At 72.7% G+C, this 20,846-nt stretch carries 25 protein-coding genes; 9 read left to right on the forward strand and 16 right to left on the reverse strand.

All coding sequences use genetic code 11. From position 1 onward, the window contains the following. The first annotated feature begins 192 nt into the window (after positions 1–192). A complete protein-coding gene (locus tag ABYE80_RS05470; RefSeq protein ID WP_372789251.1) occupies positions 193–990 on the forward strand; it encodes a DUF429 domain-containing protein in 798 nt (265 codons plus the stop codon). Between the two features lie 14 nt (positions 991–1,004). Here the strand turns inward: ABYE80_RS05470 and ABYE80_RS05475 are convergent, their stop codons facing one another. Genes ABYE80_RS05475 through modA form a run of 4 tightly spaced genes read right to left on the reverse strand, consistent with a single transcriptional unit; the run spans position 1,005 to position 3,614 of the window. Next, entirely contained in the window at positions 1,005–1,385 is a 381-nt protein-coding gene (locus ABYE80_RS05475) for a molybdopterin-binding protein (protein ID WP_372789252.1), read from the reverse strand. A gap of 18 nt (positions 1,386–1,403) precedes the next feature. After that, entirely contained in the window at positions 1,404–2,057 is a 654-nt protein-coding gene (locus tag ABYE80_RS05480) for an ATP-binding cassette domain-containing protein (protein ID WP_372789253.1), read from the reverse strand. After that, positions 2,044–2,856, reverse strand: coding sequence for an ABC transporter permease (locus tag ABYE80_RS05485; protein WP_372789254.1), 813 nt, complete (start codon positions 2,854–2,856; stop codon positions 2,044–2,046). Before ABYE80_RS05485 ends, ABYE80_RS05480 begins: the two co-directional genes overlap by 14 nt. 2 nt (positions 2,857–2,858) lie before the next feature. Further along, the gene (gene modA, locus ABYE80_RS05490) at positions 2,859–3,614 is read right to left on the reverse strand and encodes a molybdate ABC transporter substrate-binding protein (RefSeq protein WP_372789255.1); all 756 of its coding nucleotides are present in this window, start codon (positions 3,612–3,614) and stop codon (positions 2,859–2,861) included. A 117-nt stretch (positions 3,615–3,731) separates the two neighbouring features. Between modA and hflX the strand changes: the two genes are divergently transcribed. After that, positions 3,732–5,048, forward strand: coding sequence for a GTPase HflX (gene hflX, locus ABYE80_RS05495; RefSeq protein WP_372789256.1), 1,317 nt, complete (start codon positions 3,732–3,734; stop codon positions 5,046–5,048). Next, positions 5,048–5,479 carry a dUTP diphosphatase gene (gene dut, locus ABYE80_RS05500; protein WP_372789257.1) on the forward strand — a complete coding sequence of 144 codons (432 nt, stop codon included), beginning with the start codon at positions 5,048–5,050 and terminating at the stop codon, positions 5,477–5,479. Before hflX ends, dut begins: the two co-directional genes overlap by 1 nt. Positions 5,480–5,499: 20 nt before the next feature. On the opposite strand, the gene ABYE80_RS05505 is transcribed toward dut, so the two are convergent. The 9 genes from ABYE80_RS05505 to ABYE80_RS05545 form a co-directional block, all read right to left on the reverse strand. After that, complete coding sequence (locus tag ABYE80_RS05505) at positions 5,500–6,498, reverse strand: glycine betaine ABC transporter substrate-binding protein (protein WP_372789258.1); 999 nt, start codon at positions 6,496–6,498, stop codon at positions 5,500–5,502. Beyond that, positions 6,495–7,226: an ABC transporter permease gene (locus ABYE80_RS05510; protein ID WP_372789259.1), complete on the reverse strand. Its 732-nt coding sequence runs from the start codon at positions 7,224–7,226 to the stop codon at positions 6,495–6,497. Before ABYE80_RS05510 ends, ABYE80_RS05505 begins: the two co-directional genes overlap by 4 nt. Continuing rightward, on the reverse strand, positions 7,223–7,927 hold the full coding sequence (locus ABYE80_RS05515; protein WP_372789260.1) for an ABC transporter permease: 705 nt from the start codon (positions 7,925–7,927) through the stop codon (positions 7,223–7,225). The genes ABYE80_RS05510 and ABYE80_RS05515 overlap by 4 nt, the downstream gene beginning before the upstream one ends. Further along, the gene (locus ABYE80_RS05520; protein WP_372789261.1) at positions 7,924–9,096 is read right to left on the reverse strand and encodes an ABC transporter ATP-binding protein; all 1,173 of its coding nucleotides are present in this window, start codon (positions 9,094–9,096) and stop codon (positions 7,924–7,926) included. The genes ABYE80_RS05515 and ABYE80_RS05520 overlap by 4 nt, the downstream gene beginning before the upstream one ends. An 88-nt stretch (positions 9,097–9,184) precedes the next feature. After that, a complete protein-coding gene (locus tag ABYE80_RS05525; RefSeq protein ID WP_372789262.1) occupies positions 9,185–9,922 on the reverse strand; it encodes a type 1 glutamine amidotransferase in 738 nt (245 codons plus the stop codon). Then, entirely contained in the window at positions 9,915–10,664 is a 750-nt protein-coding gene (locus ABYE80_RS05530) for a class I SAM-dependent methyltransferase (protein WP_372789263.1), read from the reverse strand. The genes ABYE80_RS05525 and ABYE80_RS05530 overlap by 8 nt, the downstream gene beginning before the upstream one ends. After that, on the reverse strand, positions 10,661–12,061 hold the full coding sequence (locus tag ABYE80_RS05535) for a MurT ligase domain-containing protein (protein ID WP_372789264.1): 1,401 nt from the start codon (positions 12,059–12,061) through the stop codon (positions 10,661–10,663). Before ABYE80_RS05535 ends, ABYE80_RS05530 begins: the two co-directional genes overlap by 4 nt. After that, positions 12,058–12,990 carry a diacylglycerol kinase family protein gene (locus ABYE80_RS05540; protein WP_372789265.1) on the reverse strand — a complete coding sequence of 311 codons (933 nt, stop codon included), beginning with the start codon at positions 12,988–12,990 and terminating at the stop codon, positions 12,058–12,060. Before ABYE80_RS05540 ends, ABYE80_RS05535 begins: the two co-directional genes overlap by 4 nt. Continuing rightward, positions 12,987–13,781, reverse strand: coding sequence for an HAD-IIA family hydrolase (locus tag ABYE80_RS05545; protein ID WP_372789266.1), 795 nt, complete (start codon positions 13,779–13,781; stop codon positions 12,987–12,989). Before ABYE80_RS05545 ends, ABYE80_RS05540 begins: the two co-directional genes overlap by 4 nt. Positions 13,782–13,807: 26 nt before the next feature. Here ABYE80_RS05545 and ABYE80_RS05550 point away from each other — a divergent pair, with 26 nt between their 5' ends. Beyond that, entirely contained in the window at positions 13,808–14,533 is a 726-nt protein-coding gene (locus tag ABYE80_RS05550) for a peptidylprolyl isomerase (RefSeq protein ID WP_372789267.1), read from the forward strand. An 18-nt stretch (positions 14,534–14,551) separates the two neighbouring features. Here ABYE80_RS05550 and ABYE80_RS05555 read toward each other — a convergent pair whose 3' ends face one another. Next, positions 14,552–15,265 carry an SOS response-associated peptidase gene (locus tag ABYE80_RS05555; protein WP_372789268.1) on the reverse strand — a complete coding sequence of 238 codons (714 nt, stop codon included), beginning with the start codon at positions 15,263–15,265 and terminating at the stop codon, positions 14,552–14,554. Between the two features lie 9 nt (positions 15,266–15,274). Next, a complete protein-coding gene (locus tag ABYE80_RS05560) occupies positions 15,275–15,898 on the reverse strand; it encodes a hypothetical protein (protein ID WP_372789269.1) in 624 nt (207 codons plus the stop codon). A 90-nt stretch (positions 15,899–15,988) separates the two neighbouring features. Here ABYE80_RS05560 and ABYE80_RS05565 point away from each other — a divergent pair, with 90 nt between their 5' ends. Continuing rightward, a complete protein-coding gene (locus ABYE80_RS05565; RefSeq protein ID WP_372789270.1) occupies positions 15,989–16,399 on the forward strand; it encodes a hypothetical protein in 411 nt (136 codons plus the stop codon). Beyond that, on the forward strand, positions 16,396–16,797 hold the full coding sequence (locus tag ABYE80_RS05570) for a hypothetical protein (RefSeq protein WP_372789271.1): 402 nt from the start codon (positions 16,396–16,398) through the stop codon (positions 16,795–16,797). Before ABYE80_RS05565 ends, ABYE80_RS05570 begins: the two co-directional genes overlap by 4 nt. A gap of 8 nt (positions 16,798–16,805) precedes the next feature. Here the strand turns inward: ABYE80_RS05570 and ABYE80_RS05575 are convergent, their stop codons facing one another. Continuing rightward, on the reverse strand, positions 16,806–17,579 hold the full coding sequence (locus tag ABYE80_RS05575; protein WP_372789272.1) for a hypothetical protein: 774 nt from the start codon (positions 17,577–17,579) through the stop codon (positions 16,806–16,808). 98 nt (positions 17,580–17,677) lie between these two features. On the opposite strand from ABYE80_RS05575, the gene ABYE80_RS05580 reads away from it, so the two are divergent. From ABYE80_RS05580 to ABYE80_RS05590, 3 genes are read left to right on the forward strand one after another with little or no spacing between them, the layout of a single operon-like run. Further along, positions 17,678–19,516, forward strand: coding sequence for an ABC transporter ATP-binding protein (locus ABYE80_RS05580; protein WP_372789273.1), 1,839 nt, complete (start codon positions 17,678–17,680; stop codon positions 19,514–19,516). After that, complete coding sequence (locus tag ABYE80_RS05585; RefSeq protein WP_372789274.1) at positions 19,513–20,142, forward strand: VOC family protein; 630 nt, start codon at positions 19,513–19,515, stop codon at positions 20,140–20,142. The genes ABYE80_RS05580 and ABYE80_RS05585 overlap by 4 nt, the downstream gene beginning before the upstream one ends. Positions 20,143–20,182: 40 nt before the next feature. After that, a complete protein-coding gene (locus tag ABYE80_RS05590) occupies positions 20,183–20,641 on the forward strand; it encodes a hypothetical protein (protein ID WP_372789275.1) in 459 nt (152 codons plus the stop codon). Positions 20,642–20,846 lie beyond the last annotated feature (205 nt).

A 20,846-nucleotide genomic window follows, 5' to 3' on the forward strand; every position in this document is an offset into this window, starting at 1 on the left:
AGGAGGGCGCACACATGGTCGGCGAGCGGCTGCTCCTCCCGCGACTCGGACGGGATGTCGATCAGCTCGAGGGTCCTGGCGGCGAGACGCTCACCGAGCTGGGCATCGGACGCAGCCGGGGACACGCGTCGAACCCTAATCGACAGGGCGTGGTGCGGCGGCGCGACCGCTGGGCACTATCGTTGGCGGGCGATGAGGTACTGCGGGATCGACGTATCGGCGAAGGCGTCCAACCAACAGCTCGTGACCCTGCACGAGCGTCGGGGGACGGACGGCCAGACCGAGCTCGTCGCGACGTTCTACGCGCCGGGTGACGTCGATGCCGTTGTCCGGACGGTCCTCGGGTTCGGACGTGGCGGCGTGGTCGTGGGCATCGACGCGCCGTCGGGGCCGCGGCTCGACCTGCTGGCGCCCGGGGAGCCGCTGCGTGATCAGCTGGCCCTGCCGGCGGGGCGCTACGAACGCTCACGGGTCTGCGACGCCCTGCTGTTCCAGCGCCGCCTGCCGCTCTACCCCGTGCCCGCGATGGGGCAGGCCCTGTCGCAGTGGGAGACCTGGATGACGCAGGGGTTCGCGCTCTTCGACGCGCTGGCGGACCTTGGGGTCTACCGGCCGGACACGGCGGGCGTGGTCTCCGCGCCCGTGGGCGACGGGGCGGTCCGCAACGGCCGGGTCGTCGAGACCTACCCGGACGCCGTGTTCTGCGCGCTCCTCGGGCACCGGCCGTCGCCCAAGCGCACGCCGTGGGGGCTGCAGCAGCGGATCGCCGCACTGAAGCTGCGTCGGATCATCGACGAGGACGGGGGCCTCTGGCACCGTACCCTGGACGAGCTCGACGCCTGCGCCGCGGCCTACGCCGCCTACACGCTGGCGGAGGGGACGGGATCCTGGGTCGGGGATCCCCGGGAGGGCGTGATCGTGCTGCCGGTCGCGGAGCTGGCGCCCAGCTACGAGAAGCTGCCACCGCCGGAACGCGCCACGCTGGCCTGACCCACCGGCCCGGATCAGCGCTCGACCACGACCGTCGTGGCCTTCACGACCGCCGACGCGGTCACCCCCGGCGCGAGCCCGAGCTCGTCGGCCGCCTCCCGCGACATCAGGGAGACGATGCGGAACGGTCCACACGCGAGATCCACCTTCGCCATCACGCCGTCGCGCTCGACGGCGACGACGACGCCCCGCAGCCGGTTGCGGGCGCTGGTCCGCGCCGGGGCGCTCGAGGCCCGCTCCCGCAGCAGGCGGGCGAGCTCGTCGGCGGCCATCACGCGCCGGCTGCCCTCGCGCCCGAACGTCGCCCGGCCGGCGCGCTCCCACCGCCGCAGCGTGTCGATGCTGACCCCCAGCGCGGTCGCTGCGGTCCCGATGGGGATGTGCTCGCCGCTCACGGGAGGAGTATCCCCGGGTCAGGCCGCTTCGGGGGAGGTCAGGCGCCCGTCCGCGAGCGCGAGCACGTCGGCGTCGAGCGCCCTGGCGTCGGCGAGGTCGTGCGTGACGAGGATCACCGGGACCTCCGCCAGCGCGACGGCCGCGCGCACCGCGGCGCGCGCGTCCTCGCGGGCGGCGTCGTCCAACCCGGTGAACGGCTCGTCGAGCAGGAGCGCCGGGGGCTCCGCGGCCAGGGCCCGGGCGAGGGCCACGCGCCGTCGCTCCCCGCCGCTCAGCGCCCGCGGGTAGGCGTCCGCGAGGCGCTCCACGCCGAGCTGGCCGAGCACGTCGAGCGCGCGGGCGTGCCGCTCGCGCGGCGCGCGACCGTGGAGGCCGAACGCGACGTTGCGCCAGGCCCGCAGGTGCGGGAAGAGCGTGTCGTCCTGGTGCAGCAGCGCGCACCGGCGCTGCTCGGGCCGCAGGTCGATGCCGCTGCCGTCGTCGAACCAGACGGCGCCGGCGCAGCTGATCCGCCCGGCGTCCGGTCGCAGCAGTCCGGCGATCATCCGCAGCAGCGTCGTCTTGCCGGCCCCGGACGGGCCGACCAGCACGAGCGGGCGACCGGGGCGCGCGTCCAGGCGCACGTCGAGCGTGACGTCCCGCACCGCGCGACGGATCTCAGCGCTGAGCACCGTGGAGCTCCTCCGAGCCGACCATCGCGAGCTTGGTCATCAGCAGGATCGCGGCGCTCGCAGCGACGAGCACCGCCGAGAGGGCCAGGGCCGCGGTGAAGTCGGTGGCGAACCGCTCGTAGATCGCCAGGGAGGCGGTCTGCGTCACACCGCGGAACGATCCGGCGAACATCAGGGTCGCGCCGAACTCCCCGAGGGCGCGGCCCCAGGCCAGCGCGGCTCCGGCGAGCAGGCCCGGACGCGCCAGGGGCACGGCGACGCGCAGGAACGTCCGGGCCTCGCCCGCCCCGAGGGTCCGTGCCGCCTCCAGCAGGCGACGGTCGACGGACTCGAACGCCGCGACCGCCTGCCGGATGTAGAAGGGGCTCGCGACGAAGGTCAGCGCGACCACGACGCCGGCCCGCTGCAGGACGAGCTCGATGCCGAGGTCCGCCAGGGCCCCGCCGAACAGCCCCTGGGGCCCGAGCGCGGCGAGCAGGGCGATGCCGGCGACCGCCGGGGGAACGACGAGCGGCAGCTCGACGAGGGTCAGGAGCACGGCGCGGCCGCGGAACCGGCGGGTGGCCAGCAGCCACGCCGCCGGGGTGCCGAGCGCGATGATCAGGCCGAGGGCCATGAGCGAGGTCTCCAGCGACAGCCGCAGCGCGTCGCGTGCGCTGGGGTCGTCCAGCGCGCGGAGCAGGTCGCCGGGGGGGACGTCGACGAAGACCGCCACCAGGGGGATCGCCAGGAACGCCAGGACGATCGCGAGCGCGACGCCGGCGACCAGGGGGAAGGGGGATGGGGCACGCAGGCGCATCGCTACGGCACCGGGAGGAATCCGGCCGAACGCAGCGCCGCGGCGCCGGCACCGCCACGCAGGCCGCTGATGAACGCCCGTCCGGCCGCCGGTTGCGACGCGCCCCGGACGACCGCGGCCGCGTACACGACCTCGGGCTGGAGCCGGTCCGGGAGGGCGAGTGCTCGCAGTCGTCCGCCCGCTGCCTTCACGTCGGTCGCGTAGACGAAGCCCGCGTCGACCGCTCCGGCGGCGACCTTGCCGACGATCCCGCCGACATCGGGTTCCTCGCTGCGGACCCGCGCCAGGATCGCCGCCGCGCTCGCGGGGCCGAGCCGTCCGATGACGGCGCGCGCGTAGTCGCCGATCGGGACCCCCTGAGCGCCGATCGCCAGCCGCACGCCGGGTGCGTCGAGGTCTCCCACATCGGTCACCCGGCTTCCGTCCGCCGGCACGGCGAGGACGAGCCGGTTACGTGCGAAGGCGACCGGTCGCTCGACGAGGCCCTCTGCGTGCAGGGCCTGCGGCAGCTCCGCGTTGGCCGCCGCGAACACGTCGGGACGCACGCCGCTGCGGATCTGTCCCGCGAGCTGGTCGGAGCCGGCGAAGCTGAAGCTGACGTCGGCGCCGCGCAGCGCGGGTCCGTAGGCCGTGAAGGCCACCTTCAGCGAGGTCGCGGCGGAGACCCGGAGCCGGACGTCGTCCGACCCGTCCGACGTCGCGTCGCCGCACCCGGTGAGGGCGGCCGCCGCGAGCAGGAGGACGAGGGGGAGGCGCATCGGTTCGAGCGTAGCGGCGCGAGCGGTTGTACGCCTAGGTGCTGCCTAGGTAATCCGACGGGCGATCGGCCGGCCCGTCACCGGACCCGCACGCGTATGCGACGCTATGGGAACTCGATGGAACGCAACCGCAACGGAAGAGCGACCCCAACGGCCGCGCACCACGGCGACGACCCGACGTTCCGGGCCAAGCAGCGCGCCTTCTGCATCGCGGCCCTCGAGGAAGGGGAGGATCTCTCCGAGCTCCGGGAGCTCCTGCGCACGGCGGGCGTGGCCGTGGTCGGACAGGCGGTCCAGCACCGGGAGAAGCCGCACCCCAACACCTACCTCGGTCCCGGCAAGCTCGAGGAGGTCAAGGCGCTGGCGAAGGCCGCCGACGCCAACCTCATCGCCTGCGACGACGAGCTCACCGCCCGGCAGGAGCGCAACCTCGAGGAGGCCGTCGGCATCCCGGTCGTCGACCGCACGGCGACGATCCTCGACATCTTCGCGGCGCACGCGAACAGCGCCGAGGGCAAGCTCCAGGTCGAGCTCGCCCAGCTGCAGTACAACATGGCCCGCATGCGGGGCCTGTGGACGCACCTCGAACGCCTCGGCGGCGTGTCGAGCGGCGGCTTCGCCACGCGTGGACCCGGCGAGTCGCAGATCGAGACCGACCGGCGCCTGGCTCGCACCCGCATGGCCGCCCTCAAGCGCCGGCTCGAGGAGGTCAAGGGCTCCCGGGCGACCATGCGCGCCGAGCGCGACCGCGCCCACCTCCCGCAGGTGGCCCTCGCCGGGTACACGAACGCCGGCAAGTCGACGCTGCTCAACCAGCTGACGGGCTCGGGCGTCGGCGTGCGGGACCGTCTCTTCCACACGCTCGACCCCACCACGCGCACCACCAAGCTCGCCGGCCGGCCCTACCTGTTCACCGACACCGTCGGGTTCATCCGCAAGCTCCCGCACCAGCTCGTCCAGGCGTTCGGCGCCACCCTCGACGAGACGCGGCTGGCGGATCTGGTCCTCCACGTCGTCGACGGCTCCGTGGAGGAGGACGAGATGCTCCTCATGCTGAAGGCCGTGGAGGACGTGCTCGAGGAGATCGGCGCGGGCGACCGGCCGCGCCTGCTGGTGCTCAACAAGGCCGACGCCATGTCCCCGGAACGCAGGGCGGAGCTCACGTTCCGGCATCCCGACGCGGTCCTCGTCAGCGCGCAGACCGGCGAGGGCGTCGAGGCGCTCACCGAGCGGATCGCCCAGGAGTTCGAGCGGACCCTGCGCACCGTCGAGCTGCTCGTCCCCTACCAGGAGGGCGCGCGCCTCGCCGAGCTCCATGAGCTCGCAGGCGACCTCGAACGCGAGGACACCGCCGACGGTGTCCGCATCCGGGCACGGCTGCCCGCTGCGATCGCCGAGCGCTTCCAGCGCTGGTCGGCGCCGACCCCGGCCTGATGCTGCGGGTCCAGCGCCTGGATCCTCGCGCCCGCCTGCCCGAGCGCGCCCACGCCACCGACGCCGGGTACGACCTGCGCGCCCTCGACGGTGGCGTGCTGGAGCCGGGGGCGCGTGCGATGGTCCGCACCGGCATCGCGATCGGCCTGCCGCCGGGCCACGCCGGCCTCGTGCTGCCCCGCAGCGGCCTGGCGGCCCGCTCCGGCGTGGCCCTGGTCAACGCGCCCGGGCTGATCGACGAGGACTACCGCGGTGAGCTGCGGGTCCTGCTCCTGAACACCGATCGCGAGCACCCGTTCACCTGGGAGCCCGGCGACCGGATCGCGCAGCTCGTGCTCATCACCCCGGCACTCGTCGAGGTCGTCGAAAGCGAGGGGCTGGACGAAACCGCCCGCGGCGCGGGCGGCTTCGGCTCCAGCGGCGTCCGCTGAGCGGCGTCGTTCCCAGGCGGCTACTCCAGGAACCCGGACTCGGTCAGGTACGCCTTGGCGACCACGTCGGGCTTCTGCTTGTCGAGGTCCACGCGGGAGTTGAGCTCCTGCATCACCTCGGTCGACAGCCCCGCCTGCACCTGCTCGACGACCTTCGCCAGGTCGGGCCCCGCCGCCTCGAGCACCTCGTCGCGGACGACGAGCGTCACGTTGTAGGGCGGGAACAGCTCCTTGTCATCCTCGAGGACGACGAGGTCCTGCTGGACGATCTGCCCGTCGGTGCTGAACACGATCGAGGCATCGGCCTGCCCCTTGGTCAGCACCTCATGACGCAGCGCGAGGTCCACGGGGACGTACTTCTTGAACTTCGCGCCGTAGGTCTTCTCGATGCCGAGAAGGCAGTCGGTGCGCTGACGGCACTCCGGTGAGCCCGACATCGTCAGGTCCGCGCTCTTGTCGGCGAGGTCGCTGATCGTCTTGATCCCCAGCTCGTCGGCACGCTTCTTGGTCATCCCGACGGCATTGGAGTCCGTGAACGGCGTCGGGGGCAGCGCGGTCAACTCGCTCTCCGCGAACCCCTGCTTCGTCCGCTCGTAGGCCTGCTGCTCGTCCTTGGGGATGTCGTCGGTCTTGACGTCGAAGAACGACGTCAGGGCGGTCCCGGTGTACTCCGGGTAGGCGTCGACGTCTCCCTGCTTGATCGCCTTGAACGCGATCTGCTCCGAGCCGAGGTTGAGCTGCTTCTTGACCTTGTAGCCGGCGGCCTCGAGAGCCTGGGCGTAGATCTCACCGAGGATGAACTGCTCGGTGAAGTTCTTCGACGCGATGGTGATCTCCGGGACGGACGCGTTCGCCGGGTTGGCGACGATCGCCGTGCTGCTGCCCGCTGCGGTCTCCGTGGGTGACGTCGACTGGGCCGCGGACCCGTTGTCGGAGTCATCTCCGCACGCCGAGATCGCCAGGACGGCGAAGACGGCGAGCAGCGCGGCGAGCAGCCGACGGGTTGCTGTGGTGGTCATGGGGTTACCGGCACCTTCCTACTCGATGGACGAAGCATGCGACGACGGCGTTCCGGACGGATGCCGCGGGGGGTCACTCGGCGCTGCAGCGCCGCGAAGATGATCTCGCTGGCGATCGCCAGGACGGCCACGACGATCGCCGCGCCGAGGCGTCCCGCATCGCCGTAGACCGAGGCGTTGATGATCGGGTCGCCGAGCGTCACGACGCCGGCAAGCGGGGCGATGGTGGCGGTCGCGACGATGTTGATGACCGAGTTGCGGATGCCCCCGAAGATCGTGGGCACCGCCAGGGGCAGCTCCACGCGGCCAAGGACCTGCAGCTCGGTCAGGCCCATGCCGCGGGCGGCGTCGACCATGTCGGGGTCGACCTGCCGCACGCCGACGTAGGTGTTCCCCAGGATCGGCGGGATCCCGAGGAGCACCAGGGCGAGGGTGACGTTCGTGAAGCCCACACCGATGTACGCGACGAAGAACGCGATCAGGGCGAGGCTCGGCACCGCGCGACCGGCGTTGGCCACGAACTGGGCGAAGAACGCTCCGCGCCCGGTGTGCCCGATGGCCAGGCCGAGGGGCACGGCGACGAGGATCGCCAGGGCGATCGAGACCGCGCTCAGCTCGAGATGCTTCCAGAGCAGGTCGAGCATCTGGGAGCCACCGATCTGCACGCCGCCGGTCCGCGACTCCCGGCTGGTGAAGATGAAGTCGATGGCGTCGCCGAACTGGCTCATGCGGGCACCGCCCGGCGCCATCGCGTCATCAGCCGCTCGATCAGGACGAACAGCGCGTCGAACAGACCCGCCAGCAGCAGGCACAGCCCACCGGCGACGACGATGTTGCTCTTGAAGGTCAGGTCGCTGTAGATCTCTCCGCCGAGGCCCCCGGCGCCGGCGAAGAACGCGAGGGCGGCCAGGCCGACCGTCGTGGTCGCGGCCACCCGCAGGCCCGCGACGATCTCCGGAACGGCGAGGGGCAGCTCGACACGCCAGAGCACCTGGCGATCGGTCATCCCCATGCCGGTGGCGGCGTCGCGAGCATCGGCCGGGACGTTGTCGAGCCCGAGCATGATGTTGCGGAAGATGATCAGCAGCGTGAACGCGGTCAGCGCGACGACCCCCGTGGTGATGCCGCGACCGGTGATCGGCAGCAGCACGAGGAAGAGCGCGAGGCTCGGGATCGTGTACAGGACTCCCGTGACCGCGGTGATCGGGGCGACCAGCACCCGGCGACGGTGGGCCAGCAGCGCGAGGCCGAAGGCGATCGCGAAGCCGAACAGCACGGCGAGGGCGACCAGGAGCGCGTGCCGCACGGTCGGGTCGACGTAGTTCGTCCAGTTGTCGGCGATCCAGTCCGGGCAGAATCCGTTGCGCTGCTCGCACGATCCCGCCGAACGGTCGCGGAGCTGCACCTGGGCCAGCGTCACGACGCTCACTCGAGCCGCTCCGTCGGGCTGGGGACCTCCGAGGCGGGGGCGGCCAGGGCGTGGGAGATCACCTCGACGCTCAGCACCCCCGCGATGCGGCCCTGCGCGTCGACGACCGGCCCGTACTGGGTCTCGTGCGTCAGCAGGTCCGACAAGGCGTCCCTGAGGATGTCGTCGAGCTCCACGGTCGGGGTGGCGCGCGAGCGCAGCTCCGGGGTGACGCGCTCGCCGAGCAGGCCCCGCTCGCTCAGCCAGCCGACCGGACGGCTCTCGGCGTCGACGAGAAGGGGGAAGGGCAGGTCGGAGTCCGCGATCGCGGCGCGCGCCCGGTGGACCGGCTCGCCGACCCGGACGATCGGGGCCCGCCACAGGTCGATGTCCCGGACGCGTTGCAGGGCCAGGCGCTTGAGCGCACGGTCGGCCCCGACGAAGTCCTCCACGAACGGGCTGGCCGGCGTCATCAGCAGGTCAGCGGGCGTGGCGAACTGCGCCAGGACGCCGCCTTTCTGCAGGACCGCGATCCGGTCGCCCATCTTGATCGCCTCGTCGATGTCGTGCGTCACGAACACGATCGTCTTGCCGATCTCCGCCTGCAGCCGCAGGAACTCGTTCTGCAGCCGCTCCCGGTTGATGGGGTCCACCGCGCCGAACGGCTCGTCCATCAGCATCAGCGGCGGATCGGCCGCGAGGGCGCGGGCGACGCCGATGCGCTGACGCTGGCCGCCCGACAGCTGGGCCGGGTAGCGCTCGCGCATCTCCTGAGGATCGAGCCCGGTGAGCTCCAGCAACTCGTCGACCCGGCGGGCGATGCGATCGCGCTCCCAGCCCAGGAGGCGCGGGACCGTCGCGATGTTGTCGGCCACGGTCTGGTGCGGGAACAGGCCGATCTGCTGGATCGCGTACCCGATCTCGCGACGGAGCTCCGCCGGGCGGCGCTCGCTGATCGACCGGCCGTCGAGGAGGATGTCGCCGCCGCTCATCTCGATCATGCGGTTGACCATGCGCATGGCGGTGGTCTTGCCGCACCCGGACGGACCGACGAGCACGCAGATCTCCCCAGCGGGGATCTCGAGGCTGAGGTCCTCGATCGCCGCTTCGGTCGCCCGGGGGTACCGCTTGCTGGCGTGACGGAACTCCAGGGTTGCCGCGCGATGGTGCGCGGTCGGCGAGCCGCTCATGCTCCCTCTCAGGGTCGGAGGCGCACAGCCTACCCCGCGTCGCACAGAAAAATGCGACCTTCAGCGAAGAACCCGTGCGGTCGCGCGATCAGAGCCCGGCGGCCGTGCGGGCTCCCGCGTGCGCGGCGTCCTCGAGGGCGTCGTCGAGCGGAGGCAACCCCACGTCGAGTGCGAGCGCCTGCCGCACCAGCCAGTCCGCGAACCACGCGTTCTTCGGCAGGAGCGGACCGTGCAGGTAGGTGCCCACCACCGCACCCTGGACCGCGCCCTCGTGCCCGGACGAGCCGGTGTTGCCGTGCCCCTTCAGCACGCGGCCCAGCGGCCTGACGCCCGGACCGAGATGCGTGCGGCCGCCGTGGTTCTCGAACCCGGCCAGGACACGCGGACCCCCGGTCCCGGGCAGGTCGACCTCGATCGCCACGTTGCCGATGAGCCGCGGGCCGTCGTGACGCACGGTCTCCAGGTCGAGCAGGCCCACGCCGGGCACGCGCTCGTCGGCCAGCTCGTAGCTGTGACCGAGCAGCTGGTACCCCCCGCAGACGGCCAGGATCGCGCCGCCGCGGGCCGCGTGGGCGTGGACGGCGTCGCGCTTGCGGGTCGCCAGGTCCGCGGCGACGAGTTGCTGGTCACGGTCCTGCCCGCCGCCGAGGTAGAGCAGATCGTGGGCGTCCGGGTCGATCTCCTCGCCGAGGCCGACCCCGACGAGCTCGAACCCCATGCCGCGCCAGGTGCACCGCCGTTCGAGCAGGAGCAGGTTGCCCCGGTCCGCGTAGATGTTCATCAGGTCCGGGTAGAGCGCGCACACGCGCAGGGTGCGGTCAGGCACGGAGGATCACCACCTGCGAGCCCACGTACTCGTCGGTCTGCGGAACCCGGCGCGGCACCAGCGGCTCGTAGCCGAGCGCGACGGCCTCGGCGGCGAGCCCGGCCGCGTCGATGACCGAGAGCACGACCGTGTTGCCGACCACGGTGCGGCGGCCGCCGGCGTCGACCGTCTCCCGCAGGCGATCTATCGCCACCCGGTCTCCGAGGTCCCGGACCGAGATCGGGCGGCTCGCGTACACCACGCCGTCGATCTCCCGCATGTCGGGCAGCGGCGGCTCGGTGTGCTCGGCGTCGAACGCGTCGAGGGCGTCCGCCAGTGCGACCGCGACGATCCCGCCCGCGGCGAGGACCGCGCGCGCGCTGCGCAGGAACCCGGCGCGGGCGCGCGGCCCGGGAAGGAGCTGCAGCGTCTGCATGGGGACGATCACGAGCCCGAACCGCGCCCCGGGGATGGTGAACGACGACGCATCGGCGGTGAGCGTCGTCACCCGCAGTCCGCGCTCGGTCGCTCGGCGGCGCAACGCGTCGAGCAGGACCGGGTCGAGATCGAGTGCCGTCACGTCGACCCCGCGGGACGCGAGGTCCAGCGTGATCCTGCCGGTGCCCGCGCCGACGTCGAGGACGGCTCCCTGCGCCTGCTCGGCGAGCTCGCGCCAGAGCGGCAGGTCGACGTGGTAGCCGCCGCACTCCAGGTCGTGCCAGAGGACGAGCGGGTCGGGGGCCGGGTCCATGACCGCGCTCATCCGAAGCTGCTCCCGGTCACCCCGCGGTGCACGAGCTCCTCGCGGAGCGCCAGCATCGCCGTGTACGTGGGGAGGGCGAACAGGCGACCCGAGCCACCGGCGACGGCGGCATCGAGTCCCTTCGAGAGGTCGCCGACGACCGTGATCCGATCCGTGGGCACGCCCGCGTACTTCAGGCGCAGGGCCATTTCCGCGGCGCGCGTGCCGGAGCAGGTGGCACGCCGGACCTGCGGGGCGAGCACCTCGAAGTCGGCGTCCCAGACCCAGCTGACGTCGCGGCCATCGGCGATGTTGTCGTTGAGGACCGCGAGGAGGTCGTGCTCCCCGGGCTCGAGGGCCAGGGTGTGGAGGACCTCGTTGGCGCCCGCGGGGTTCTTGACCAGCATCAGCGTGGTCTCCCGACCGGCGATCGTCACCGTCTCGGCGCGGCCGAACGCGGCGCCCACGGACGCGAGGCCGGCGGCGACCTCGGGGAGCGTCGCCCCGAGCGCCCGTGTCAGCGCGGCCGCGGCCAGCGCGTTGTACACGTTGTAGAGCCCCGGGAGCGGCAGGGTGATCGCCACGTCGCCCTCCGGCGCGACGAGTCGGAACCGGGCGCCACGGACACCGTCGAGCACCACGTCGCGGGCGCTGAGGCCGGGGGTCGGGCGGCGCGCACCGCACGAATCGCAGTGGTAGTGCCCGAGATGCCCCAGGTAGACGAGGTCGTAGACGTAGTCGGCTCCGCACCGCCGGCAGGTCGTGGAGTCCGATGCGTGCTGCAGCCCGTCGCGCGCCGCGCTGGGGTCCTCGACGCCGAAGTAGGTGACCCCTGGTCCGGCGAGAGCGTTCCCGTCGCCGTCACGGTGGCGCCCGAGGTCCGCCACCAGCGGATCGTCCGCGTTCAGCACGAGGTGGGTCTCCGGGATACGACCGACGAGGTCCGCCCAGCGGTCGGCGATCGTCTCGAGCTCCCCGTAGCGGTCGAGCTGGTCGCGGAACAGGTTCGCGAGGAGGAGGACCCGGGGCCTCAGTTGCGGCACCACGCCGTCCAGCCAGAACTCGTCCACCTCGAACAGGCCGGTGTCGCCGGTCAGCCGTCGTCGGCTGCGCGCCGCGTCCATCAGCGTCGCCGCCACGCCTCCCGCCATGTTGGCCCCGGCACGGTTGTGGACGAGCGTCGCCCCGGAGCCCTCGAGGATCGAGGCGGCCATCGCCGCCGTCGTGGTCTTCCCGTTCGTCGCCGAGATGACCGCGCTCCCGCGCTCCAGGCGGCGCGACAGACGGGTGATCGCGTCCGGCTGCAGCCGCAGGAGCACCTTGCCGGGCAGGCTGGTGCCGCCACGTCCCGCCAGGCGCGACAGGGCCCCGGAAGCGCGGGCGGCGCCGATCTTCGCCCGCAGCAGGGCGTCGCTCATGGCACCTGGCCGTCGGGGAGCAGCACGCGCAGCGCGGCGGGTACCGCCTTCACGACGACCGGGAGCTCGCCGATCGGGTCGCCGTCCGCGTACACGGTGAACGGCCGGTCGGCGCTGATGCGGACCTCACGCCCGCGCACCACGTCGACGCTGGACTCCTCGACGTGGCTGCCCTTGAAGACCTTGGGCAGCGACGTCGCGAACCTCAGCTTGGACGAGTCGGCGGTCGTCACCACGTCAAGGAGGCCGTCCTGCAGGCTCGCGTCGGGGGCCAGGAACATCCCGCCGCCGTACGCGTTGGCGTTCGCCGCGGCGACGCTCCAGCCCGTGAACGTGCGGGACGCGCCGTCCACCTCGATGGTGAACCGCGCGGGAGACCAGGCCAGCAGCGCCCGCAGCGCCCCGTACACGTAGACGAGGTTGCCCAGACGCGCGGGTGCCTCGTTGGCGATCCGGTTGGCGTCGGAGTCGAAGCCCAGGGACGCGATCCCGATGAAGGTCCGTCCGTCGACGTCCCCGAGATCGATGGGTCGCGGCACGCCGCGGGCGATGACCTCGCACGCCTCGAAGGGGTCCAGCGGGATACCGGCCGACCGGCAGAAGTCGTTGCCGCGCCCGCCCGGGATGACGCCCATGACCCCGTCGGGGAGGCCGCGCAGCGCGCCGGCGACCGTCCCGACCAGGCCGTCACCGCTGAGCGCGACCGCGATCTCGTCCGCGGCGGCGGCCTCACGGGCGAGTGCGGCGCCGTGCTCCAGGCTGGTGGTCCGTTCGGTGCGCACGGTCACCCCGAGCTCGCGCAGCCGGGCTTCGACCGACGGCAGGAGCTTCAGCGCGCGACCGCCACCGGAGGTGGGGTTGGTGATGAGCATGATCCGGCGTGACACGGCGGAGATCTTCCCTGATCGCGCCTCGGAAGCCGTGCTCACGACGCCAGCACCAGGTCGGCGAGGGTGTCGGCGATCGCCACGGGCGCGGGCGCCCGCGCGGTCTGGGCCTGCTCCCTCGTGCTCACGCCGGTCAGGACGATCGCCCCGTCGATGCCCGCGGCGTGGGCTCCCGCGAGGTCGCTGTCGAGCCTGTCCCCGACCATCAGGGCCCGACCGGGGCCCAGACGGTCCAGCGCGGTCCGGAAGATCTGCGGGTCGGGCTTGCCGACGATCTCGGCCTCGCGCTCGGTCGCCCACTCGATGGCGGCGGTCACCGCGCCCGTACCGGGCCACGGGCCGTCCGGCATCGGGAACGTCCTGTCCCGGCCGCCGCTCAGCAATGCCGCCCCGGCGAGCACCGCCTGGGTGGCTCCCTTGAGGTCCTCGAAGCCGAGGGACCGCGCCCCGGTCACCACGACGACGTCGGCCACCTCCGTGGTGCCGTTGACGATGCGCGTCCCGGCGTCCTGCACGTGGTCCCAGATGGCGGTCGGTCCGATCACGAACGCCGTGCGCCACTGCGGCCGCTGCGCGAGGGTGAACTGGATCGCCCCGCCGACCGTGACGACGTCCTCGACGGCCGCCCGCAGGCCCATGGCCCACAGGGACCGGACCAGCGCCTCCTCGCTCAGCGCCGAGTCGTTGGTGACGAAGGCCACCCGCTTGCCGGCGTTGCGCAGCGCGTCGACGGCCTCCACGGCACGCGGCGTGGGCTCCTTGCCGATGCGCACGCAACCGTCGAGGTCGAGCAGCACGTGGTCGTACCGGGTGAGCAGGGGGGAGAGCGACACGGCGAGTGAGGGTATCCTCGCGCGCTGTGCGCCGATTCCTGACCGTCCTGCTCACCATCCCGATCCTCGCGCTCGCCGCCTGCGGGGACGACTCGACCATCGAGGGCACGCCGTCCTCGACCGCGGCCACCGACGGCACGACGACCGCGCCCGCCGGGACCACACCCGAGGAGGGCGGCGCCGAGACCGTGACGGCGGAGGGGTGCAAGGCCGTGGAGGCCCCGGACCCCAAGGGCGAGCAGCGCCTCGAGGCGCCCTCCGAGGGGTTGGACCCCGCGAAGACCTACACGGTCACCTTCGCGACGAACTGCGGGTCGTTCTCGGTCCGCCTGGACGTGAAGAACTCGCCGAAGACGAGCGCCTCGATGGCCGCGCTGGTGAAGAGCGGGTTCTACGACGGGCTGACCTTCCACCGGATAGTCCCCGGGTTCGTGATCCAGGGCGGAGATCCGCTCGGCGACGGCCAGGGCGGGCCAGGCTACAGCGTGGTCGAGTCCCCGAAGTCCTCGGCGACCTACACCAAGGGCGTCGTGGCGATGGCCAAGACCCAGATCGAGGATCCCGGCACGTCGGGCAGCCAGTTCTTCGTCGTCAGCGGCGATGACGCCGGACTGCCGCCGGAGTACGCCGTGGCCGGGAAGGTCACCAAGGGCCTCGACACCGTCGAGACGATCGAGCAGGTGCCGGTCGGCCCGAACGACGTCCCGCAGACCCCTGTCGTGATCTCCAAGGCGACGCTGAAGGTCTCCTGAGCCGACGACGCGCCCGCGTCAGTCGAACAACGCTCCCTGCGGCTCCGGCTGCGGCGGGTCCAGGCAGTCGGGCGCGTCGTGGCGCGCGTCGTTGACCGCGTAGCCGACCTCGCGTCGGGCGGTCAGCCCGTCCGGGAGCGGACGGAGCAGCGGCAGGACGTCACCGACCTCGGCGTCGGTGTCGAGCCACGCCGCCTCGTCCTGCGGGAGGAGGATCACCGGCATGCGGTCGTGGATGTCGGCGATCCGCGCGTTCGCGGCCGTGGTGATGATCGAGCAGGTGCGCAGCGGCTCGACCTCGTCGGCTGCTCCCTTCGGGCGCCAGGAGGCCCAGATGCCCGCGAACGCGAACGGCGCACCATCGGTCCGGGTGATGTGGAACGGCTGCTTGCGGGGCCGGTCGGGCCGCGGTTGCCACTCGTAGAACCCGTCCGCGGCGATGAGACAGCGACGGCCCCGCAGCGCGTCGCGGAACGCGGGTTTCTCCGCGACCGTCTCGGCACGGGCGTTGATCATGCGCGCGCCCACGCGCGGGTCCTCGGCCCAGAACGGCACGAGACCCCAGCGCAGCAGGTCCCCGCGGCGACGGCCGTCGCGATCGGTCCTGACGGCGACGACGTCGTCCTGGGGAGCCACGTTCCAGCGGCGCCGGACCTCGACCTCCGGACCCAGCGCGAACCGCTCCCGGACCTGGCTCGGATCGGGTCCCGCGAGGGTGTACCGGCCGCACACGGCCGCGCGTCAGCCCTTCGTCGGCGGTGAGGCTCCGGCGGTGCGGGCCGCGATGGCCTTCTTCTGCTTGCGGCGGCCGAACATCGTCAGACCGCCGAGGATGAGGGCCACGAGCAGCATCCCGAGGAAGAACGCGCCGGCGGTGGAGATGCCCCCGAACGGCAGCATCAGGAGCTCCGCGAGGAGGAATCCGATGACCAGGAGCGCGACGATCAGCAGGATGATCAGGAACACACCGCGGATGCGGGCCGAGCGCGGCGCCCCGGGCGCGGGGGCCAGCAGACCCGCGAGGCGCAGCAGGAAGAGCTGGCGCCGGGACGGGGCCTCCTGGCCGAGTCGCTCCATCGCGGCCTTCAGCTCGTCGGGCTTGCGCTCGGCCATCGCGATCGACGCGTCGGCCATGCGGCGCAGCTGCATGCGCTCCTGCGGGCGGGCCGCCGACACGGCCTGCTGGAAGTACTTCCGGGCAGTGACCGGGTCGTAACGCTCGGCGGCCCGGGCGCCGAGGATGGCCAGCGCGGCGGACTTGTACTTCTGCTCCCGCATGAGCTCCTCGTCGCTACGGGTCTCGAGCGCCTGCATCTGGGCGAGGGCGCTCTTCTGCTCGATCCGGACCTGCCGCTGCTTGGCCATGTGGCTGAATGTACCGGGAGGCCGTCCGAGGGGGCCCGCCCGGAGCGGCGTCACCCACGCGCCCGGGCACCGCCGGGTAGCGTCCGCGTCATGTCCGCTGCCGAGAACGTGGTGCGCCTGACCAACCGGTCGATGATCGGGTTCGACCTGGCGCTCGGGACCGGTGCGCTCCTGGCGCCCGACACGACCCTGCGCCTGATCGGCCACGACCCGCCCTCCGACGACGCCCGGCAGCTGTTCCGGCGCTGCGGTCCGATCTGGCTCACGTTCGCCGCGGCGCACGCGGTCGCCGCGGTCCGGGACGAGCCCCAGGACTGGTGGGCGTTGGCCTGGCTGCGCGGGACCGAGGTCCTGACCGACGTCGTGTGGAGCGCCTCGCCGGCCGTACGGCGCCCGTACGCGAAGCAGGGCCTGTGGTTCGCCGGCGTCTTCAACGCCGGACTCGCCGCGGGCTGCGCGATGCTCGCTCGCCGTCGAGACGGCAGACTTCCGGGCGCATGAGGAATCCGCTCGCCGTCCTGATCACCGCGCTGCTGTTGCTGGGTGTGCCCGCACCGGTGGCGCTCGCGCAGTCCAATCCGTTCACGCCGCCGCAGCCGCTCGTGCCGCCGGAGCAGGTGGCCCCGGAGCCCGCGAACCTCGCGGACCCCGACAGCGAGGGTCTCGAGGGCTGGCAGGAGGCGCTCATCTTCGCGGCCGGGTTCGTCCTGCTCTTCGGGATCGGGCTCGCCGTGGTGATGGACGCGCGCCGCCGCAGGCCCGTCACCGAGGAGGAGCTGCACCCGGGACGGGTCGCCGCCGGGGATCCGGAGCACCGGCGCGCGGAGCATCGCAAGCGCAAGAGCAAGCAGCGCACGCAGCGCCAGGCGCGCAAGAAGAACCGCCCCAAGCGCAAGTAGCCACGGCGCTAGGGGGCCACCGCGCCGCGCCCGTCGTCCTCGTCGACGTAGCCGGTTCCGAGGGCCTTGCCCGTCGCGGCCAGGCAGCGCCGGTCGAGGCGCACCACGACCAGCGTCGAGCCGCGCTCCCCCTGCGGCGGCGTGTTGCGGCAGTGCACGAACGTGAAGCGGCGGAAGTCGAGGGCGGCGACGAACGGGTACCCGAGCCGTCCGACGCTCCGCCCGTCCTGGGCGACGTCGCGCCGGACGGCCACGCAGTCGTAGCGCCCGACGGTCCGGGTGAGGTCGCGGTCGTCGGGAACGGCGTCCGGGCGTCGGGCGATCGGACCGCACTCCGTGCCGAGGATGGGGCCGTCGATCTCGCCCGCCCGCACCCTGGCGCGCGCATCGGCCGTGATCGCGGCCTCCACCGCGCCGACGAGCCGGGCACGGGCCGTCCGCTGCACCGACGGCGACACCCCGGACGGCGGTCGCAGGTGCGTGGCGGCTCCCGGGTGCGGGGCCTGCAGGCGCGTGAGCCGGACGCGCTCGGCGGCGACGGCCCGCCGCAGGGCGGTCGCCTCGCGCGCCTCGCGCTCGGACTTCTGCGAGAGCAGCACCGCGACCACGACGGCGGTACCGAGCACCGCGAGCGCGGCTCCCGCGATCAGCGCACGGCGGATCCGGGGGTCGGGTGGGGGCGGGCCGTCGTCCTGCCGCACGGTGAACCCCGCGAACGTGGCGCGGACGTCGCCGCCGTCCCGTGGACCGCGGGGCTCCTCGGACGGTGGATCCTGCGCCATCGAACGACCTTAGCCAGCCCGACAGGCCTGCCGGGCGCATCGCCCCGGCGGCCCATTAGTTGAGGGCCTCAAGCATTTATGACAGACTCGACCGGTCGATGTCGCATCCCGATCCCCACCCCGCACCCGCGCCACCCGTCGACGGGAAGGGGCGGCCCGTCCGGCCCGACCGCGGGGAGCTGCGGCGGATCGCCGTGCTCTTCGCGCCCTACCGGGCGCGCCTCGGCACGGTCCTGGGGCTCATCGCGCTCTCCGCCGGCCTCGGCATGGTCTCGCCCTTCCTCCTGCGCGAGATCCTCGACACGGCGATCCCCGAGAACGACACGGCGCTCCTGAGCTGGCTCGTGGGCGGGATGGTGGCCATCGCGATCGTCACCGGCGCGCTCGGCGTGGTGCAGACGTGGCTGTCGAACGTCGTCGGCCAGCAGGTCATGCACGATCTGCGCTCGGCCGTCTACCGCCACCTGCAGCGCCTGTCGCTGGCCTTCTTCACGCGCACGCGCACGGGCGAGGTGCAGTCGCGCATCGCGAACGACATCGGGGGGGTCCAGAACGTCGTCACCAACACCGCGACGTCCCTGGTCTCCAACATCACGACGGTGATCGCCGTGACGATCGCGATGATCCTGCTGGACTGGCGTCTCGCGGCCTTCAGCTTCGCGCTGCTGCCGTTCTTCGTGGGACTCACCCGACGGGTCGGGCAGGAACGCAAGCGGATCACCGCCGTGCGCCAGAGCCGCATGGCCGACATGAGCTCGCTGATCCAGGAGTCGCTGAGCGTCAGCGGCATCCTGCTCGGCAAGACCATGGGGCGCAGCCCGGAGCTCGCCGAGCGCTTCGAGCGCGAGTCCGCCGAGCTCGCCGACCTCGAGGTCCGCGCGCGGATGGCCGGCCGCTGGCGCATGGCGAGCGTCCAGATGAGCTTCGCGATCATGCCGGCGCTCGTCTACTGGTTCGCCGGGCAGTCGCTCTCCTCCGGCTCCGCCACGATCACGATCGGGACCCTGGTCGCGTTCACGCAGCTGCAGACGCGGCTGTTCTTCCCGATCCAGTCGCTGCTGGCCGTCACGGTCGACGTGCTCAGCTCGCTGGCGCTCTTCCACCGGATCTTCGAGTACCTCGACCTGGACGTCGACATCGACGAGGCGCGCACACCGGTCGACCTCGGGGGCGACGGCACCCCGGTACGCGGGCACGTCCGGTTCGAGCACGTCGTGTTCAGCTACGACGGAGGGCGTCGCACGATCGACGACGTCACCCTGGACGTGCCCCCCGGCTCCACGCTGGCGATCGTGGGGGAGACCGGGTCGGGCAAGACCACCCTCGGGTATCTCGTCGCCCGGCTCTACGACGCCCAGGAGGGCAGCGTGTCCATCGACGGGGTCGACGTCCGCGACCTGAGCTTCGCGTCCCTCGCCCGGACCGTCGGCATCGTGTCGCAGGAGACCTACCTGTTCCACGCGTCCATCGCCGAGAACCTGCGGTTCGCCGCACCCGACGCGACGGACGAGGAGCTCGTGGCGGCGGCGAAGGCCGCCCGCATCCACCACCTGATCGCGTCGCTGCCCGACGGCTACGACACGGTGGTGGGCGAACGCGGCTACCGGTTCAGCGGAGGGGAGAAGCAGCGGATCGCGATCGCCCGGACGATCCTGCGCAACCCGCCCGTGCTCGTGCTCGACGAGGCCACCAGCGCCCTCGACAGCGAGACGGAGAGGATGGTCCAGGAGGCGCTCGAGAGCCTCTCCGAGGGACGCACGACCATCGCGATCGCGCATAGGCTCTCGACCGTGCGCGACGCCGACCAGATCGCGGTCCTCGACCAGGGCGTGCTGGCCGAACGCGGGACCCACGAGGAGCTCCTGACCGCCGGCGGCCTGTACACGCGCCTGGTGACCCGCACCGGCAGCGCCGAGGACGAGGCGGTGCTGACGTGACCCGCATCGTCCAGCTCGACGTGTCCGGCGAGGCGGGGCCGTGGGAGCGGCTGGGCTTCACCGCCAGCTCCCCGGATCTGCTGCGGATCGGGGACGTCGCGCTCGCGTTCACGGGTGAGACGCAGGAGCGCGGCATCCTGGCGTGGACGCTCACCGGCGAGGTCCCGCAGGACATCGACGGGCTCACCACCCGGCGTGTCACCGAGGCCGCCGCGCAGACGCCCCGTGGTCCGGAGCACCCGAACGGGACCACCCACCTGGACCACGTCGTGGTCATGACGCCGGATCTCGACCGCACGCTCACGGCGCTGAGCGCCACCGGGATGGACCTGCGGCGCGTACGGGACGCCGGGACGCCCGAGCACCCGCTGCGGCAGGGCTTCTACCGGCTGGGCGAGGTGATCCTCGAGGTGGTCGGGAACGTTCCGCAGGACGACGGGAGCGCGCGCTTCTGGGGACTCGTCGCCGTGGTACCCGACGTCGACGCGCTGGCGACCGACCTCGGCCCGCAGTTGGTCGGAGCCCCGAAGGAGGCCGTGCAACCCGGCCGCCGGATCGTCACGGTCCGTCGGGAGGCCGGCCTTCCGGTGCCGCTGGCGTTCCTGACGCCGCACGTGCGGTCCTGAGCCGCGGTCTCGATCCGGTCTCGCGGGCTTGAGCGCGCCCGTGCCGGATGCGATGGTCGGTGTCCCACCCCCCAACCACCCGGAGATCACCTTCATGGGCTTCTTCAAGGACCTCAAGAACGTCAAGAAGCAGGCCGACGCCATGACCCCGGCCGAGTACAAGGGCCTCGGCGGCAGCATGCGCATGGCCCGCGACGGCATGGCGCAGATGAGCCAGACGCTCGACGGCATGGCCGGCTACCAGCAGAAGGTCATGCACCTCACGCAGGTCGGCGTGCCCGGGACGGCGACGATCACCGCGATCCGCCAGACGGGCACGTTCGTCAACGAGAACCCCGAGTGCGACCTCGACCTCCAGGTGACGGTGGGCGGCGGCGCGCCGTACGCGGCGACCGTGCGTCAGACCCTCGCGATGGTGGCGATCCCGCACTTCCAGCCCGGCAAGGAAGTCCCGGTCAAGGTCGACCCGCAGGACCCGCAGTCCATGATCATCGCTTGATCGCCGGGGAGCCCGGTGGAGCCGGCGCGCGCGTGCACCGCGACGCGCACCGCCGTCGACCCCCTGGGGCGAGGTCCTTCCCGCTGCAAGTGATCCTGCAAAACGGCGGGTTTCCCGCTGCTACGGTCGCCGCCGCGCCGTGCCGTGCCCGGCGACTCTCGCATGACCTCCTGCCCCTCCCGACAGACGTCCGTCCGTCCTCGCC

The organism is Paraconexibacter sp. (assembly GCF_041602235.1).
In the GTDB taxonomy this organism is placed as follows: Bacteria; Actinomycetota; Thermoleophilia; order Solirubrobacterales; family Solirubrobacteraceae; genus Paraconexibacter.